Source organism: Bacteroidia bacterium, assembly GCA_037045145.1.
In the GTDB taxonomy this organism is placed as follows: Bacteria; Bacteroidota; Bacteroidia; order AKYH767-A; family OLB10; genus OLB10.
Genome location: JBAOIA010000005.1, coordinates 1 through 18,959, shown reverse-complemented (window position 1 = coordinate 18,959; position 18,959 = coordinate 1). Strand labels below are relative to the sequence as shown.

The following is an 18,959-nucleotide window of genomic DNA, read 5'->3' as shown; positions in this document are numbered from 1 at the left end:
TTCTTTGTTCTGCTAAGACTTTCTTAAATCTCTTGCCAGATGAAAAAGTTCGTTCAATGAGAGGCTGATTTACTTTCCAACTCTTTAACCCTGTTTTCAAGGCTTTCTACCTTTTCCAAAATTAGCTTTAATAAAGAATTTGTAACGGCAGGGTCGTTGATAGTACCGTAATTGATGCCGCCATTAGCAACATTACTATTTCTGTTGTTACTCACGGTGTTCTTATCATCAAAAGATAGAACATCTTGCAAAGGCATATTAAAATAATCGGCAAATTTTTGCACCAACTCAACACCAATCTTTATTTCATCATTTTCTATACGGCTTAGCTGTGCTGTAGAAATTTCCATTTCAGTACAAATTCTTTTTGCATCAACATTTTTCAGCAATCTTATTTTTCGGAGTTTGTGACCTATGAGTAGCATATATTGATTAGTTAATGTGGTAAAGATATATAACAGTAAGAATTTTCGCAAATCGTAAAATATTTTCGTTTCACGAAAAAGATTTCCGCAAATCGAAAAAAACTCCCGAATTACAAAATGGTTTTTTGAGCACTGTCCTTTTTCTTTGGTAATTGAAAACAACCATTGCACATACTTATGAAAACAGATACTTCTTAATAAAATTTTAACCGCTAAGACATATACCCATTATAGTATTTATTATCCAACATAAAACACATACAAATGAAAAATTTAAAACACTTTCTATTGTCTGCAACCGTAGTGTTGTTGACAACATGTGCAGCTACAGCACAAAACAACATTTGGAGTCAACCCGACAATTTTATTAACTTCGTTAGTGGCAGTCCGTCAGTTACACCTATGCCGGCATCTACGTCTTATCAAGTCTGCCACAACACCTGCTCTGACGTTAATGGTAATTTACTTTTTTTTATTGTTGATGGTGCAGTGTATGATGCACAAGGGATATTTGTGGATCAAATGCTAATGACCGTTAACGGATCTTCTACACCGGCAAACTTCACCGGTATGTCTGAATTTGCCATCATACCTGTGCCGGGTAGCACTACTCGTTTTTATATTTTTGCATCTGATTATCCCAGGCCTGCTAATCTGAGTATAGGTGGAGACCCTCAAATGTATTTTGCCGTTTTTGATATTGCCTCATCCCTTCTTGTTGATTTGGCTGGTAATCCGCAACCATATGTACAACAAATTTCCAATCAATTTTATTTGGGTTTTCACTCCGGAGCTTATCATTTTGCTATAACGCCAAAACTCCACTGCCTCACAGAAGAGCGTTTTCTTTTTACTGCCAACACCGTGGAATTTAGCAGGTACAGAATAACCGCTTCCGGCATAATATTAGAAAACACACAGACCTTAGCTCCCACATTTGGAAATCATAATGGTAGTGGCAAAATTTTAAGCGAAATGGAAATTGTACTTCTCAATAATGGGAACTATAAAGTGGCGTTCCCATTTATAGCTACAAATTCATCATCAGCAACACACCTTTTAATTGGCAATATTGACCCTGCCGGTTTGCTGACCACTGCTTTAGACTATAGTCTGCCGCAGCTGAATTTTTCAATAAATAACTTCGCACGCGGCTTAGAATTTTCACCCGATGGAAATTATCTTTACTATACTCATTTAGAAAGACCCTATCTAAATTGTATTGATGTAAACACTGGAACAGATGTTACCGCTTTCAGCACAGCAGCTTCGCCACTTTTAAATGCAGCGGACTTCAGACAATCGCAGTTAGAAATTGGATCCGATGGCAACTTATATGCTGCTGCCGCCAACCGTTATGCAAGGCTTACTAATCCTAACACGCCCAATGCAGCCAACTGGAACGATAGCTACCTAACCAACATTGCAAGTACGCTCACCTATGGTACTACCAACACAAATTATAGCAACGACCCCGCAAGAGTAAGCTACATCTTGGGCGATCAAATTGATGGTGATGTGGCTCCTGCCAATGTTATTCCTGAATGTTGCAACAATGCAGCCTCATGGGATGAATCTACTTATAATGCGCTACCAACTACTGACACCTGGACAAACGGTAACAATCCTTTTGGCAACACGAGTAATCCGGTTTATATAAAAGATTTGTTAGACATACCAACTGGGGCTAACATTGCCATTAACAATATGGAGTTCAGGTTTGGCTTAAACGGGAAAGTAATAGTGCATCCAGGTGCTACGCTAACACTAAACGGTACTAAGTTTACTGCTTCACCTACATGTAACACTATGTGGCAAGGCGTTGAGGTGTGGGGAGACCTGAGCCAACCAAATAATATTAACGCACAGGGAAAATTGGTGATGCAAAATTTTAATAGTGTACAAAGCTGCATATCACTTGCTATTTGTGGCATTAGGTTGTGGCAACAACAATATAATGGTGGACCCGTATTAACAGGATCGGGCGGACATATATTTGCTTACAACACTTTATTTGACAACAATTACCGTAGCATGGAATTTATGCCTAACGGACAACCTGCATTAACACCGGGTAATGAAAGTGTAATTAGTAACTGTACTTTTAATGCAACCAATGGCAACATGCTTTATCCACTAAATACTTTGCCTGTACCACCTGTGCGTCCCTACCGGTTTATAACCATGTGGGGATTAAAAAACGTAACGTTTCTTGGCACCAATAATTTTAACAATGCCGACCGATGCATTTATACCGAAGATGCAAATTATGATTTGAGCAATGCTAATTTTACAAATTGTATACATGGCATTTATTCAAGAAAAATTGATCCCGCATTTGTATCGCAACATAAGTTTGCAAACAATAACTTTAAAAGTTTTTTTACAGCCATGCAAATTGATGGCGGAATGTATGACCAGATTACCAACAACAATTTTAATACACTATTTAATACCGGTTCACAAAGCGCTAACTTCGAGGGCATACGATTAATGAGTGCTGGAGGCTTTATAATTACCGACAACAGGTTTTACAGTTGCAAAGCAGGTATTACTGTTTACAACTCAGGCGCCATGGGCGGTAGTATTGAAAGTAATGGAAATGGCACGGGAAATGATTTTTCAGGTTGCTGGCGAGGCATACAAACTTTTCAGGATAACAGAAACCTTTATATACGTTGCAACAGGTTTTTTAACCACCAGGCATTAGGACAGTATAGTGCAGCATGGGCCATTTTTGGTTCTTTGGCTGATCAAGGGCATAATAGCTTTTCGGATCCTTACGCTCCAGTAAGCAATCAGTTTGATAAAGCACCACTTACAAGGGTTGATGTTTACAGTGTAGCCAACCCCAATGGCGGTTTTAATTTTGGCTATTATCATTATTCTATTAGCTCAGACCCATTGGGACGGCCATTGGCATCTACTAATACCGTCAATGTACTTAATACATCACATACAAGGCCAGTTGATGCCTGTGATGGCACTCATTTAGAACCCACCGGACCCTATGACCCTCAAGCAGCCATAGTACAAATAGATAATGAAGCCAATGAAGCTATAAGAGAAATGATGATAAGCAGACTAATAACTTGGTATCTTGACAACAATCAGATGGAAACTGCCATTACCTACCTTGAAGAAAGAGGTGACCATGCTGCTCGTGAAAGATTGTTGGCCATATATATGGACAATGGCTCGCTTACCGAAGCACAAGCGCTAATTGATGAAATGCAGGGGTGCACAGATGCAGAATGCTTAGATTTTATTTATCTCAATACCTTACTTATTGATTGGCAAATTAATAACACATCACCCTTTGATATGGACAATCAAACCCATGATAATATACAGGAAATTGCCGAAAGGCAAAACCGCGTTTCTGTGCAGGCGCAGGCTTTGTTGGCATTAGTTTATGGCAGTGAGTTTTTACCCGAAATAATTGACACTGCAGTTGCAAGAATGGCAAATACCAATGAGTGGGTTGACCGTGATGCTTTTATACAAACCCTGCAACCCAACCCTGCAAAAGATGATTTAACTATTAGCTTTGGGCAGGCAATACCAATGGGGGCTGAGCTAATGTTAACCGATTATACAGGCAGATTGGTTAAGCAGTTAAATATACCTGAAAACAGTGAGCAGGCAACAATTGATGTAGCCACGTTGTCTAAGGGTATATACACTGTGCAGCTAATGGTAAATAAAGTAACACATAGCATCAAACGATTTAGTAAGTTGTAAATAAACTTAAAGCAACCACGCTTATCAGTAAGTGTGGTTGCTTTTTTAAATACTAACGGAATTATAGTATGAAACATTTTTTAGCCACCTTTCTTCTTTGTGCTTTATGGACTAACGTCATGGCGCAGTTCATTCTCTTTGACAGGCATTATGAATTTGGTACATGGACAGCAGGATGGTCAATAGTTAATTTAACTGACTCAACTTATATAATAGTTGGATCGAATGATAGCTTGTTGCCTGATGGTGATAATTATAATGGAATAGCAGTTAAGATTAATATTTATGGCGATACGCTTATTTCAAAGCAGTTTGTTCCTTGGGATAATTTTGATACATTGCTTTTGGGTCCAAATTCAGACGACCAGTTTAAATCAATTGTAAAAACGGATGATAACAACTTATTAGCTGCAGGATTAACCCAAAGCTATGGAGCTACTAACTATTACGATCTTGATCTTTTTTTAGTAAAGCTAAATTACAACTTAGACACCTTATGGACAAAAGCCATTAGCCACCCAAACGATACATCCTTTAGACCTAACCAAATTATTCCAACCAGTGATGGCGGCTATTTAATTGGCGGATGGTTAACTTCTTATTACACCGTAGATGTGCGTGCATTTTTATGTAAGGTTGATAGTGTTGGAAATTTATTGTGGTATAAAAGTTATAGTAATCTATATTTAACAAGTACAATATGGAATATGATAGAAACAACAGATCATGGATTTTTATGCTCAGGTTCGGTTTTTAATCAACAGTATCAAGGTGTTCCAATACTATTTAAGGTTGACTCAATAGGGAATTTTCAACAAACAGTCTTCAATTTTTCGGGGATGATTAGAAGTTTTGGAGCCAATTTAATTGCAACAACTGATAGTAATTACGTTTGGACATCATATAACCCAACGGGTATTAACAATATTTACCAATATCGCTTTATTAAGACAGATGCAACAGGAGTAATTTTTTGGGATAAATCTTTTGGACTTTTTAAAGATGGTGGGCCTACTGGCGTTTTGCAAACACCAGATGGTGGTTACTTAATGTGCGGAGGCAATGGGCTTGTAACAGGCGGTGGACTTATGCAAGGCATACTTTTAAAATTAGATGCGAATGGCGATTCGGTTTGGGCACGTTTTTATGGTAACCCATCTGACTATGCGGCTTTTTGGGATATTGAACCCTGTGCTGATGGCGGTTACATTATGTGTGGAGAAACATACTGTTGCAACTTTACGCCTGGTGTAGGCAACACAAGCAGCTTGTGGTTGGTAAAAACAGATAGCTTGGGCTTGTTGGTAACAGGCATAGAGGAAGAAACCATATTTAAAAATTCAACGCTAAGTGCTTTCCCTAATCCAACAACAACCTATTGTGCTTTTACAACCACCGTACCGCAAACTAACCACACAGGCGCAGGTAAAAAAGGTGCAAGCATTATTTTGTTTGATATGCGTGGCAAACAACTTTTAGAACAACCACTACAAGTTGGTGAAAACACTGTGCAGCTAAGTTTAACCAACTATATAGCGGGCACCTACCTTGCTGTGTTGGTGATTGATGGATATAATGCAGCACGAGTTAAGGTGGTGAAACAATAACCTCACCTGTAAGGTCGGCCCCTTCGCCCCCTGACAGGTGAAATCATTTGTTTTTAACGAGGAATATATAGAAACACCTATTGACACAGGCAACGGCCGGTATGGTTACGGTGTCTATGAAACAGAATTAGGTACAGAGCTCATTAATTTTAACTTAGCCCCCAATCCGGCAAAAAATAATGTAATGGCAACCTTTGATTTAATAAATGAAACCGATGTAGCAACCATAACCATAACCGACATGCAGGGCAGAAAAGTATATGAGCAAAAAGCTACCACCAGTCAAAATGAAATGCAACTTGATGTAAGCCCCCACTGGCGCAAGTCTTCAGACTTGTGCCCTACTATCATTCAAGCAGCACTAAGTCAATAAGCCCTTTGCTGCCGCAATAATCCGTTGCGCTACTGTACACATAGTCTTCAGGGTTATAAACAAATCCTGCCCGCACAGGATTTTCATGTATGTAATTTAATTTTTGTTCTTGCATTCTTGCATCAGTTAATTCAACAGGATGATTATCCTGTTGCCAAAACTGCCAGTTTGTATTGTTGGAATTTCTTTCACCAGCCCGTTTAAAAAGATTAAACATCCATTCGCGCCTGCTTTCCTGAGAATTTTCCATAATTGCCCCTGTAATTTTATAGGCTGTAAATTTTTTAAGGTCGCGCATTATATCAGGCAGCACACATGTTCCGTTTTTAGAAATAATCATGTGTACATGATTGGTCATAATAACCCAAGCATGAACCACTAAGCCTTTTTCTTTTTGGCAATGTTTTATACTGTCAATTAAAATATCTTTATAACCGTTTCTTGTAAAAACATCAATCCAGTTTATAACCGAAAAAGTAACAAAATATATGGCATCAGGAGTGTGAAACTTATACTTGGAACTCATGGTTGCAAATGTGCAATTTTTAATGACAGGATGGCACAAGTCTGAAGACTTGCGCCAGTAGGGATTTTAAATGCGCCATTACAGATGCAACTGCAGCAACCGTTTACGGGCACACCTGCATTCCGATACGACCTTGCATTGTACCTCCAAGATTATCGGCAAATGAACCCGATAATGGAAGTAAACAACCGGAAGAATTTATTTCACTCAAGCCCAATCCGGCTAATAATATGTTAACATTAACCGTTTATAAGGCGGAAAATTCATTAGCTTCGTGGCAAATCCTTAATCCATTAGGCGCAAAGGTGTTGGAAAAAAAGAATATATCACTCCCTGCGGGGGAAAATTCAATCCTGATAAATGTTAACAGCTTTGCTGACGGATATTATATCATTAAAATTTTTACAGATGAAAAAATTAAAATCGTATCATTTATTGTGCAGCATTAGCCTGATTTTTGCAGGTCTTATATTAATTTCAGGATGTAAAAAAGATAAAGGATTTGTTCCGGAAAAATGCAAATATAACAGCTTGGTTCAGATTGAAGATACAGCTATAATGCATTGCACCAAAGCATCTCTGAACTCTGTTTTCTCTTTAGGTATTAGCTTCAGTTACTATAAAGAAAATAATCTAAAGTACGAACTTGGCATTGGAGTTCCTCCAAACTTAATTTTTTCTGACAGTATTCCTCTTCATAGTTATTATAACAAAGTCACTGCTACTACTGAATATAGTGAATTATGTTGTGCCAACTTTCCTGATCAGCCGAATTTTACATATTATATCTATGAGCAGGATTCTATTAATAATTTCTTAAAATTACATATTGATACTATCAATAAAAAAATTTATGGTAACTTTCAAGGAACTTATACGGCAGGACCAAATGATAATATTCATATCAAATGCAGTTATTTTGAATGCAGATATAATGAGTAAATGAAAAAAGCAGGTCTTGTTTGTTCATTCATTACACAAATGATTATATGTTTGTGTGTGCTAAGCCCCCTACGGACGATTTGGAAAATCAGGGAACGGGGTGTGCGCCAGCGGACAAACAAGCAGGCAATGAATTTTATGATGCCTGCGGAATAAAAGCGCGTATGACATCCGGCAGCAACGGCAGCTTAGCTGCCACTTTGATAACGGACGGCACACCCGGTTCATCACAATCTTTTTCATGTGTTAACAATACGGGTGATTGGTTATGGTTCCGTTTTAAAGCCGGAACCATGCAACCGCTTATGCTTTCAGGATTATCAAATGCACATACCTATGCTCTGCAAATTGCATCAACATCCGGAAGCATTGATGTTGACCAGATAGTTATTGCCGAAGACAAAAACCTTGCTTTGCAGCCGCAGCCCGATTTCTGTTCTTCCATTGCAACTGCTTTATGCTCTCCTTCTGTTTTTACCATAAACAGCGGTAATGTTGCCGATGTAGCCGATGGCACTACATCAATAACCGATCAAATTATAGAGTTAACTGTAAATTTAACGCTTGACCCCACCGTGCCGTTTGACTTTACAGGCAAAACCGTTATTTGCTCCCCCAATGTAAAAATTACTGTGCCTGCCAGCGGATCGTTAACTATTGATAACTCTCACCTGATGGCTTGCAGCAGCTTATGGGACGGCATAGTGCTTGAAGACGAAACATCTGTGCTGACAGTTGACAATTCCGTAATTGAAGATGCGTTTAACGCCATAAAAATTGATGGCGACCCGGCAACAGCCCCTGCAATAAGCGTATCAAACTCAACCTTTGACCACAATGCCATCAGCATTAGGGAAAATGGCGAAGCGGTAACCGATTACTCAACCATGACCATTACAAACTGCACCTTCCGGTGCAAGGACAGGCATCTTCTTCTTCCCGCTCCGTTTGATGATAATGTGAGCTACAGCCACATTGTGCTCAATGCTCCGGAAAATCTTACCATAGGAACATCAGCATCTGATGCCAATATTTTTGCCGATGCCGAATATGGCATTGTGCTTGGCAACCCGGTAAGCTTTAATATAGATTATAACATCTTTAAGGACATGATTTCCGTATCCAGACCATTGCTGTATGCAAGAACGGCTAATGCCTATACTTACTCAATGGATATGTATCAGGAAGCAAGACCTGTGCCTATGGTTGCTTCAGGTTACGGGTTGGTTCTTAATTCATACATCTATACGCCAGTTCCGACAGGCACAAGAAGCATTACGCATAATGTATTTGAAAATATGCGAAACGGATTTTCATCTGTTGGCACACAGGCTGATTTTGAAAATAATACATTAAGCAACATAGAGCAGGCTGCGGTAGAGTTTTCTTATATTTCAGGCGCTTCCATAAGTTGCGCTCACAATAGCATTGGTACCGTGCAAAACGGAATAGTGATTAATAACTGCATTGGCAATACCGCCATCAGCATTGACAAAAATAACATGAGCATTAAAACGCCTGCTGATTATATGTATTACACATCAGGAATAAGCGTGGTGAGCAACCAGGTTGCAACCAACAATATTTCCATAACCGATAATTACATTTACAGCCAAGGCACGTATGGAATTTTAGCCCTTAATGAGCCAAACCTAACCATTACGGGAAACTCCGTTCACATGGAGCAGCCTTATAGTTTTGTTAAGGAAATGCCTGCCGTGGATATTACGGGTTGCAGCAATGCTGTTGTCAGTTGCAATGTTATTAACGGCTCATTTAATGGCGATGATGAGTTGCTGAAAGGCAGAATAGGACTTAGAGCCGTTAACAGCAGCGACATTACCGTAAGCCAAAATGAGTTAAAATATGTGCAAAAAGGACTTTTATTCATTCAGAATTGCGATAATAGTTCTATATTAGCCAACATTTTAGGATACATGAACTTGGGAATTGTTGCCGGTGATGAATTTAGCGTTGCCAACGGAGTGGTGGGCGACCAGTATGGCATTGGTAGCGAAGCACCCGGAAATGAATATAACGGAACAGGCAACAGTGTTTTTATAGCCTATGATGGTAGCCCGACAATTTTTGGCGGCACATTCCGGTTTAATACATCGGCAATTGTTATTAATAACATTAATATGTCCACCAATGTGAATGACCCCAATACAGGTGATTGCATTAAATGCTATACTTCTGCTGTTAATGGCTCTTCAAACGGAGGTCCTTTTTCACCACAATTCGCAGATCCGCCATATCAGCCTGCAAGCTGTGTGAGCTCACCGTTAATAAATATCGGCTCCATAGCTTATATGGAAGCTATATGCAGCGATACGCTCCCTGATGACGATGCATTGAAAAACACTGTGGTGTACAGGAAATACAGCCTGTATGAGTTTTTGAGCAATAATATTAATTATCTTGACAGCAGCGCGGTAATAGACAGCTTTTACACAGCCTGCAATTTCGATAACATTGGCGCATTGTTTGCGTTAAATCAAAAAATGACAGAGCTTGCCGACACCGCAGTGCTTGCAAATAAATCAACGCTGCTGGATAAATTAACTGAAGCAGGTGCGCTTACCTCTGCGCTAAATACGACAGACGCTTACAGCATTAACCAGAGAAATGTTAACAAAGTGCTGTTTAAGCTGCTGGTTTATGGCAGTGAGCTGCTCAATGCTGACGACTCTACCGCCCTTGCCAGCATAGCTAACCAGTGCTTATACACAGGCGGGCTTGCTGTGGCGCAGGCAAGGGCATTGTATAATGCCATTGAGGAGTACCGTTATTATGACGAAACTGCCCTATGCCCCGGTGGCATAAGCGCGCGCATGGGCGGCAATGCAGAAGCGGAAGCGAAGCAACCCGACAAAAAGCGAAGTGCAGGCGTGTATCCTAACCCGAACACGGGAACATTTAATGTTACGCTAAGCGAAAAAGCGGAAAACGGGTGGATAGAAATTACGGACATAGCCGGAAGGCTGATAAGCCGTAAACCATTGGCTGACGATGCGCTGGTAACAACGCTTGCAATAGAAGCGGCTCATGGCAGTTATTTTTACTGCATAAAAGGTAATGGAAAAGTAATTAAGAACGGAAAGATTATAATTATGAAGTAAAGAAAATCAAAGGCTGCCATATATGGCAGCCTTTGATTTTTTAAATATAATTTTAATAATGAAAAAAAATATCGTTTTTATCCTGTGTTTTTTTATATCCGTATGCCATGCGCAAAAGCAAGATAATATATGGATGTTAGGATTTAATAATCAACCTTCTTCTAATTATTATTATCTTGATTTTTCTAATGGTTTTCCCGATACAATTAGACACTATCGTAAAATGTCCTTTTTTATTACTAATGCCAGCATTTGCGACACAGCAGGTAATTTACTTTTTTATACCAATGGTGAATGGATAGCCAATGCTGATGGCGATACCTTGTTAAACAGCCAGAATTTTAACCCGGGATATTATACACAGTATTACTCTCCAGTTGGTTTAGGGTTTTCACAGGCGGCATTGTTTTTACCTTTCAGTGATACCTCGCGGCTTTATTATGTGGTTTCTGAAAGCGCTGAACTATTTATTAATAAAGACTCTGCGTATGATGCACAACCGTTTTATTTAACGTACAGCATAATAGACGCCTCGCTTGACAGCGGACGGGGGGGGGGGCTTCCTAATGCAAAAAACATAAATATTATAAACGATACGTTACTGCTTGGACGCATAACAGCCTGCAAACATGCCAACGGCAGAGACTGGTGGGTGGTGGTGCATAAATACTATTCCGATATATATTACAAGCTGCTGTTTACCGAAAACGGTGTTTACGGACCCTACACGCAGCAGATAGGCTCTTTGTTTCCTGCAAAAATTTTAACGCCATTCGGTTATGATGATTTTGATATTGCCGGCATGGCGTGTTTTTCGCCTGACGGCAGCAAATATGCAACGGTGGGTCCGAGCCGTATAATGGAAGTGCTGGATTTTGACCGTTGCACAGGTATGTTCAGCAATGCGCAAACGGTAAATATTCCCATAAACCCCGGTTATAACTGGGCATTGGGTTGCAGTTTTTCGCCAAACAGCAGGTTTTTATATGCCAATACCTATCAGCGCGGCTATCAGTATGATACCTATGCTGCAAACATCGACAGTTCAGGAATATTGGTTGCTGTATATGATAGCTTTGTTGATCCGTTTCAAACTTATTTTTTTATCAACCAGCTTGGACCTGATGGGAAAATATATTTAAGCACTTGGGGAGGTAACCGTAGCCTTCATGTAATAGAATATCCTGACAGCTTAGGAGTATCATGTAATTTTAATCAGCACAGTTATATATTACCGCAATCTATAGGTAATAATAGTGTTCCTAATTTACCTAATTACCGCTTAGGGAGGTTGGTTGGTAGTGCGTGCGATACGCTTACAGGCATAGCTCCCTCTCCTTTGGAGAATCCCGATAGCTATCGGGAGGGAGTAAGGGTAATGCCTAATCCTAATGCAGGTAATTTTATTGTAAGTTATGAGTTGCCGCAAAATACAAAAGGCAAGTTAGAAATTTTTGATATAAACGGCAGAGCCGTGTATTCCCAAAACTTGCCTCAATGGAGTACGTTGCAAAATATTTCCATTCCGAAAATTTCAAATGGAGTTTATCAATGTATCATCACATCAGGAAATTATGTTACACAGAAAAAACTTGTTGTCATACATTAAGAGCCTCCCCCTTCGGGGAGGTTGGAGGGGCTTTCTTCCCGATGCGCTGGTAACAAACATTTCATTGGAAGTATCACCGGGCAGTTATTTTTACTGCATAAAAGGCAATGGAAAAATAATTAAGAACGGGAAGTTGGTAATTGTGAAATAAAAAACAAGAAAGGGTTGCAAACAGAGCAGCCCTTTTTTATTTTTGTTTGGAAAGGATAATGAAAAAAATTGCAATCATACTCAGTATTATTTCTATGTCGGCTCATAGTCAACACAGAGATAATATATGGATGATGGGTATTTATGCTGCTTTTATTCCTTATAGCAATTACTATTATATGGATTTTACAAACGGCAATCCTGATACGGTTGTCCAATACCGTAAAATGCCCATGTATATTACTAATGCCAGCATTTGCGACACAGCAGGTAATTTACTTTTTTATACCAATGGTGAATGGATAGCCAATGCTGATGGTGATACCTTGTTAAACAGCCAGAATTTTAACCCGGGATATTATACACAGTATTACTCTCCAGTTGGTTTAGGGTTTTCACAGGCGGCATTGTTTTTACCTTTCAGTGATACCTCGCAGTTTTATTATGTGGTTTCTGAAAGCGCTGAAGAGTTTATTAATAAAGATTCTGTTTTAGATGCCCAGCCATTTTATTTAACGTACAGCATAATAGACGCCACGCTTGACAGCGGGCGGGGGGGGGGGCTTCCCAATGCAAAAAATATAAATATTATAAACGATACGTTACTGCTTGGACGCATAACAGCCTGCAAACATGCCAATGGCAGAGACTGGTGGGTGGTGGTGCATAAATATTATTCCGATGTATATTACAAGTTGCTGTTTACTGAAAGCGGTGTTTACGGACCCTACACACAACAGATAGGCTCTTTGTTTCCTGCAAAAATTTTAACGCCATTCGGTTATGATGATTTTGATATTGCCGGCATGGCGTGTTTTTCGCCTGACGGAAGCAAGTATGCAACGGTAGGTCCGAGCCGTATAATGGAAGTGCTGGATTTTGACCGTTGCACGGGTATGTTCAGCAATGCGCAAACGGTAAATATTCCCATAAACCCCGGTTATAACTGGGCATTGGGTTGCAGTTTTTCGCCAAACAGCAGGTTTTTATATGCCAATACCTACATGCGCGGCTATCAGTACGATACTTATGCCGCCAATATTGACAGTTCGGGAATATTGGTTGCAGTGTATGATAGCTTTGTGGATCCGTTTCAAACTTATTTTTTTATCAACCAACTTGGACCTGATGGAAAAATATATTTAAGCACTTGGGGAGGTAACCGCAGTCTTCATGTAATAGAATATCCTGACAGCTTAGGAGCATCATGTAATTTTAACCAGCACAGTTATGGATTACCGCATAATAATATTGGTAATACTACCGTTCCTAACTTACCTAATTACCGTTTAGGGAGGTTAGTGGGTAGTGCGTGTGATACACTTACAAACCTCACCTATACCCCCCAGCCCCCTAAAGGGGGAGTAAGGGTAATGCCTAATCCTAATAATGGTAATTTTATTGTGAGTTATGAGTTGCCGCAAAATACAAGTGGAAAATTGGAAATTTTTGATATAAACGGCAGAGCCGTGTATTCTCAAAACTTGCCTCAATGGAGTACACTCCAATTTATTTCATTGCCTAAGTTGAGCAATGGAGTTTATCAATGTATCATTACATCAGGAAATTATGTTACACAGAAAAAACTTGTTGTCATACATTAAGAGCCTCCCCATTCGGGGAGGTTGGAGGGGCTTTCTTCCCGATGCGCTGGTAACAACGCTTGCAATAGAAGCGGCTCAGGGCAGTTATTTTTACTGCATAAAAGGCAATGGAAAAGTAATTAAGAACGGGAAGCTGATAATTGTGAAATAAAAAACAAGAAAGGGTTGCATACAGAGCAGCCCTTTCTTATTTTTATATAGCGTTAAATGAAAAAAGCGGTATTCATATTATTATTCGGTTTGCTGTCAACGACTGTCCATAGTCAGAAACGTGATAACATCTGGCCCATGGGATACAGATCTTTTCCTAATCCTGATTATTTTTATTTTGATTTCTCAAATGGGCAGCCCGATACGGTACGATATTATCGTGAAATGCCGTTTTTTATTACCCATGCTTCAATATGCGATACGACAGGCAACCTGCTGTTTTATACCAACGGGCAATATATTGCCAATAAAGATAACGATACCTTGCTCAACAGCCAAAACTTTAACCCGGGCTATTATACACTGTCTTATTACCCGGGAGGCTTAGGCTTTTCGCAAGCAGCATTATTTTTACCTTTCAGTGATACCTCGCGGTTTTATTATGTGATTTCTGAAAGCGCTGAAGAGTTTATTTATAATAGTCAGTTTAATGATGCACAACCTTTTCATTTAACGTACAGCATAATAGATGCCTCGCTTGACAGCGGGAGGGGGGGTGTGCTTCCCAATGCAAAAAATATAAATATTATAAACGATACGTTAATACTTGGACGCATAACAGCCTGCAAACATGCCAACGGCAGAGACTGGTGGGTAATATTTAGGAAAAGTGATTTTTCTGTAGGCAGTTCAAACAATGATTGGTACACTTACTTAATAACTCCTTACGGTATTCAAAATTTTTCCGTTCAATCCATAGGTTCACAAAATCATACAAACAATGGACAAATTTGTTTTTCACAATTGGGAGATAAAGTAGTGTTCTCAAATCTTATGGGATTGCTAGAACTTTTCAATTTTGATAGATGTAATGGTTTATTGAGTAATCCAATTATTATTGAGCCTGAACCCACTATTCCTCCTGCAAAATATTTTTGGAGTTGTGCATTTTCTCCCGATGCAAGTAAATTATATGTTTCCACAAACGAAACACCAACTTACCTTTTTCAATATGATTTGAATTCACCAAATATTGCTGCAAGCAAGGATACTATTTATTCATTAAGTTATCCATTAGAAGCCGGAGGAGAATTAAAATTAGCGCCTGATAACAAAATTTATCTTTCCAATTGGTATTTTAATGGCTTTCAAACACCTTACCCATATCAGGATACTGTTTATAATATGTACAACATGAACTTGTCAGTAATAAACCAGCCTGATAGTTTAGGTACGGCATGTGATTTTCAGCCCTTCAGTTTTTACTTAGGCGGTAAACGTACATATTTAGGTTTACCCAATAATCCCGATTATGATTTGGGAGCGTTAACAGGAAGTGTGTGTGATACAATCACAGGTGTTGCTCCCTCTCCTTTGGAGAATCCCGATAGCTATTGGGAGGGAGGGAGGTTATATCCCAACCCCGCCAACAGTACATTGTATGCTAGCGGAATGCCTGAAGGCAAAAACGAAATGCAGGTTTATGACCTTTACGGCAGGTTATTATTGAAAAAGCAAAATAATAGCAGCAGTGGTGTAATAGATGTATCTTCGCTTTCTGACGGAGTGTATAATATTAGAATAAAGAATGAAACAGGCGAATACTTTAAAAAGCGGTTTGTGGTTATTAAATAATTTAAAATGTTTACTAAGAGGCTGTCTCAAAACAATAAATTGAGGCAGCCTTTTTTTATATACTGCTTTATAGAGGCAGATGATTAAAAAGAAATCAAGTTTTATTTTTATTCCTGAAGGACGTTATGGTGCATTAGGAGATGTTTTTAATGATTATGACATCCTTTTTTTGATTTTTTTCAGTTCAAGAGTGCTTTTTGTTTGAGATTAAATCCGATCAGGCACAATCCGGCCTCTATCTCTACTTTAGGAATAGATCGCAGCATGAACCGTTTAAAATTTTTGTTTTGCTTGAGGCAAGCAAACACAGGCTCTATGGTGTAGCATCTTTTTTTTCGATGGGCGATGCCTTGTTCACTTTTCAAATTTTCATTGGCTTTATTTTTCAGTTGGATCAGTTGCTGATTGACTTCGATTGTTCTGTTGTTTTTTGATTGATGACATACGCTTCTTAACGGGCATCCGTTGCAGTTTTGCGTCTGGTATTTTTTTACCTGTTGTGTATATCCATTTTCGGTTGTGCGTGTTGAAGTACTGATGTATTGCATGCGTTGACCCATTGGGCAGTAGTAGCAATCTTGCTCCTTATTGTAATAAAGTTCATCACTCTTAAATCCTTTCTTATAGGTGGCTTTGCGCTTTTGTTCTTTATCAAAGGTGTTGTATTTAACATAGCCCTCAATGCTGTTGTTTTGCAGGAACTGATAGTTTTCGTGCGACCCGTATCCGGCATCTGCTGTGATGCTCTTTGGATAACTACCGTAAAGTTGTTGATATTGATTGATGTGCGGAATGAGAGTAGTGGTGTCGGTTGGTTTTTGATGCAAGCTGTAGTTCACACAAAATATTTTTTTACCGGGACATGAACTGGCTTGTAAATTATATCCGGCTTTAAGTTGTCCGTTACGCATGTGGTCTTCCTTCATACGCATAAAAGTTGCATCCGGATCGGTTTTGCTGTAACTGTTTCGATTACCCAGTATGGCCTCTTGTTGCTCATACTTTTCCATGCGCTTTACAAAATCGGTTTTTGCTTTTTTGATTTGGTCAAGAGTTTTTTTTTCAACCTGTTTGTTTTTCAATGCCTCATCAATCTGCGCTGCCACAGCTTTTACTTTTGCTGCATCGATGTTCTTAAAATCAATCGGTTCGGTATCTTTTAATTCTTCTACGGCAACTTGCTGGCTGTAGTTCCACAACGCTTCTAACTGTTTTGCTATTTTTTCCTTTTGCGTTTTGATGGCTTTGCCCCACACAAAGGTGTATTTGTTGGCATTGGCTTCTATCTTGGTGCCATCGGTATAAACTTCTTCTATACTAACCAGTTCTTCCTTTACCAACAGGGTTACCACCTGGGCAAATATTTCTTTAATCTCATTTTTTAATTTCGAACTGCGAAAACGGTTAATCGTATTATGATCCGGTGTACTCATACCCGTTAGCCACATGTAATGGATGTTCTCTTTCAGGGCCGCTTCTATTTTACGACTGCTGTACGTATTGCTTAAATAAGCGAACACAATGGCGCTTAATAGCATACGTGGATGATATGAACTTGTACCACCTCCTTTATACTGATCAATCAGCCCATCTATTTTAATTTCGCTGATGATTTGTTGTACTACACGCACCGGATGATTCTTATCAATGAGTTCATCAAAACTCGGTGGCAACAACATTTGCGGATTAAACTGATATGGTTTGAATACTATATTGGTTTTGCTCATGCAACAAATTTAGTTGCATCACCTTTCCTTCTTTCCCTTTTGGATAACTATTCTTTTTTTGTTAATAACCTTTGATTTTCTAAAAAATCAAAAGAGGCTGCCTACTTTTGAGACAGCCTCTTTTTTTTGCTTTTCACAAAACAAGAATTCTGTTTGGTGTTTTGGAGATTCAGCAGGGATTGATTTTAATATACCATCTAACCCTGTACCAATTGCTACCGGATTAAGAACCAGAGGCAGTTGTGTGTCTATTGCTGATGTTTCAGGAAATTTATTATTTTACGCCAATACAAGGGCAGCATCGGGAACTTATAGCACCTTAGTTTATGATTCACAAAATAGTCTAATGTCAAATGGTGATGCAATCGCAGGAGAAGGATGGTATAATGAATTAATAATTGTTCCTAATCCCATAAATGACAGCACATATTATTTGTTTTCACTGGGAGTAACCTCATTTTATGGTATTTATTACAGCATTATTGATATGAAACTAAATAATGGATTGGGTGATGTAACTGTTAAAAACGTTCAATTGCAAAGCTTTCCTATGGTGGATTGTTTGAATGCTGTAAAGCATGGCAATGGGAGAGACTGGTGGGTAATATTCAGGCGCGACCCACAGTTTAATCCTTCCAATGAGTTTTTAACTTATTTAATAACCCCATCCGGCATAAGTAATTACACTCAGCAAAATGTAGGTGGTCCTATCTATTCTAACAATGCTGATATTGCATTTTCACATTCGGGAAATAAAGTTGCTGTAACCAGTTATAACGGACTGATAGAAATTTTGAATTTTGACAAATGTACAGGGCAGTTAACATTACAACATCACATACAAACCGGAGTATTAGTATCGCCCTCACCGGCATTGTGGAGTGTTGCCTTTTCGCCTGATGAAAGTAAGCTTTATATTACTGCAAGCGATACTTCAACATTATTATATCAATATGATTTGAATGTTGCAAATATTGCTACAAGCAAAGATACAATATGGGCTATTAATTATCCTAAATATGCCGGAGGAGGATTAAAACTTGCTCCTGATGGTAAAATATATTTTAGTCGTGCCTACAAAAGTCTCACTGCAAACAGCTATCCTTATGCAGACACCATGTATAATTACATAAACATGAATTTGGGAGTAATTAATGAGCCTAATAGTTTAGGAGCTACCTGTAACTTTCAGCCCTTCAGTTTTTACTTAGGCGGTAAACGTACATATTTAGGTTTGCCTAATAACCCCAAGTATGATTTGGGAGCGTTAGCAGGAAGTGTGTGTGATACGCTTACAAACCTCACCCCCGACCCCTCTCCATTGGGAGAGGGGAGTATAAAAGTA

At 39.0% G+C, this 18,959-nt stretch carries 12 protein-coding genes; 9 read left to right on the top strand and 3 right to left on the bottom strand.

The window, feature by feature from the left end:
• Positions 1–53: 53 nt before the first annotated feature.
• Complete coding sequence (locus V9G42_00185; GenBank protein MEI2757827.1) at positions 54–425, bottom strand: helix-turn-helix transcriptional regulator; 372 nt, start codon at positions 423–425, stop codon at positions 54–56.
• 264 nt (positions 426–689) lie between these two features.
• On the opposite strand from V9G42_00185, the gene V9G42_00180 reads away from it, so the two are divergent.
• The 3 genes from V9G42_00180 to V9G42_00170 all read left to right on the top strand — a co-directional run bounded on the left by V9G42_00180 (position 690) and on the right by V9G42_00170 (position 6,149).
• On the top strand, positions 690–4,169 hold the full coding sequence (locus V9G42_00180) for a T9SS type A sorting domain-containing protein (protein MEI2757826.1): 3,480 nt from the start codon (positions 690–692) through the stop codon (positions 4,167–4,169).
• Positions 4,170–4,237: 68 nt separating this feature from the next.
• Complete coding sequence (locus V9G42_00175) at positions 4,238–5,776, top strand: T9SS type A sorting domain-containing protein (protein ID MEI2757825.1); 1,539 nt, start codon at positions 4,238–4,240, stop codon at positions 5,774–5,776.
• 37 nt (positions 5,777–5,813) lie between these two features.
• On the top strand, positions 5,814–6,149 hold the full coding sequence (locus V9G42_00170; protein ID MEI2757824.1) for a T9SS type A sorting domain-containing protein: 336 nt from the start codon (positions 5,814–5,816) through the stop codon (positions 6,147–6,149).
• Here V9G42_00170 and V9G42_00165 read toward each other — a convergent pair.
• Positions 6,124–6,675 (bottom strand): transposase, encoded by a 552-nt coding sequence (locus V9G42_00165; protein ID MEI2757823.1) that lies wholly within the window; start codon positions 6,673–6,675, stop codon positions 6,124–6,126. The two genes, V9G42_00170 and V9G42_00165, sit on opposite strands and share 26 nt — an antisense overlap.
• Positions 6,676–7,083: 408 nt before the next feature.
• Here V9G42_00165 and V9G42_00160 point away from each other — a divergent pair, with 408 nt between their 5' ends.
• The 5 genes from V9G42_00160 to V9G42_00140 all read left to right on the top strand — a co-directional run bounded on the left by V9G42_00160 (position 7,084) and on the right by V9G42_00140 (position 15,887).
• Positions 7,084–7,617 (top strand): hypothetical protein, encoded by a 534-nt coding sequence (locus V9G42_00160; protein ID MEI2757822.1) that lies wholly within the window; start codon positions 7,084–7,086, stop codon positions 7,615–7,617.
• Positions 7,618–7,664: 47 nt separating this feature from the next.
• A complete protein-coding gene (locus V9G42_00155) occupies positions 7,665–10,739 on the top strand; it encodes a T9SS type A sorting domain-containing protein (protein ID MEI2757821.1) in 3,075 nt (1,024 codons plus the stop codon).
• A gap of 58 nt (positions 10,740–10,797) precedes the next feature.
• Positions 10,798–12,348 (top strand): T9SS type A sorting domain-containing protein, encoded by a 1,551-nt coding sequence (locus tag V9G42_00150; protein ID MEI2757820.1) that lies wholly within the window; start codon positions 10,798–10,800, stop codon positions 12,346–12,348.
• Positions 12,349–12,557: 209 nt separating this feature from the next.
• A complete protein-coding gene (locus V9G42_00145; protein ID MEI2757819.1) occupies positions 12,558–14,102 on the top strand; it encodes a T9SS type A sorting domain-containing protein in 1,545 nt (514 codons plus the stop codon).
• A gap of 207 nt (positions 14,103–14,309) precedes the next feature.
• Complete coding sequence (locus V9G42_00140) at positions 14,310–15,887, top strand: T9SS type A sorting domain-containing protein (protein ID MEI2757818.1); 1,578 nt, start codon at positions 14,310–14,312, stop codon at positions 15,885–15,887.
• 179 nt (positions 15,888–16,066) lie between these two features.
• On the opposite strand, the gene V9G42_00135 is transcribed toward V9G42_00140, so the two are convergent.
• A complete protein-coding gene (locus tag V9G42_00135) occupies positions 16,067–17,614 on the bottom strand; it encodes an IS1182 family transposase (GenBank protein ID MEI2757817.1) in 1,548 nt (515 codons plus the stop codon).
• Between the two features lie 58 nt (positions 17,615–17,672).
• Between V9G42_00135 and V9G42_00130 the strand changes: the two genes are divergently transcribed.
• Positions 17,673–18,959: hypothetical protein (locus tag V9G42_00130; protein MEI2757816.1), on the top strand; the 1,287-nt coding region annotated here is incomplete at its 3' end.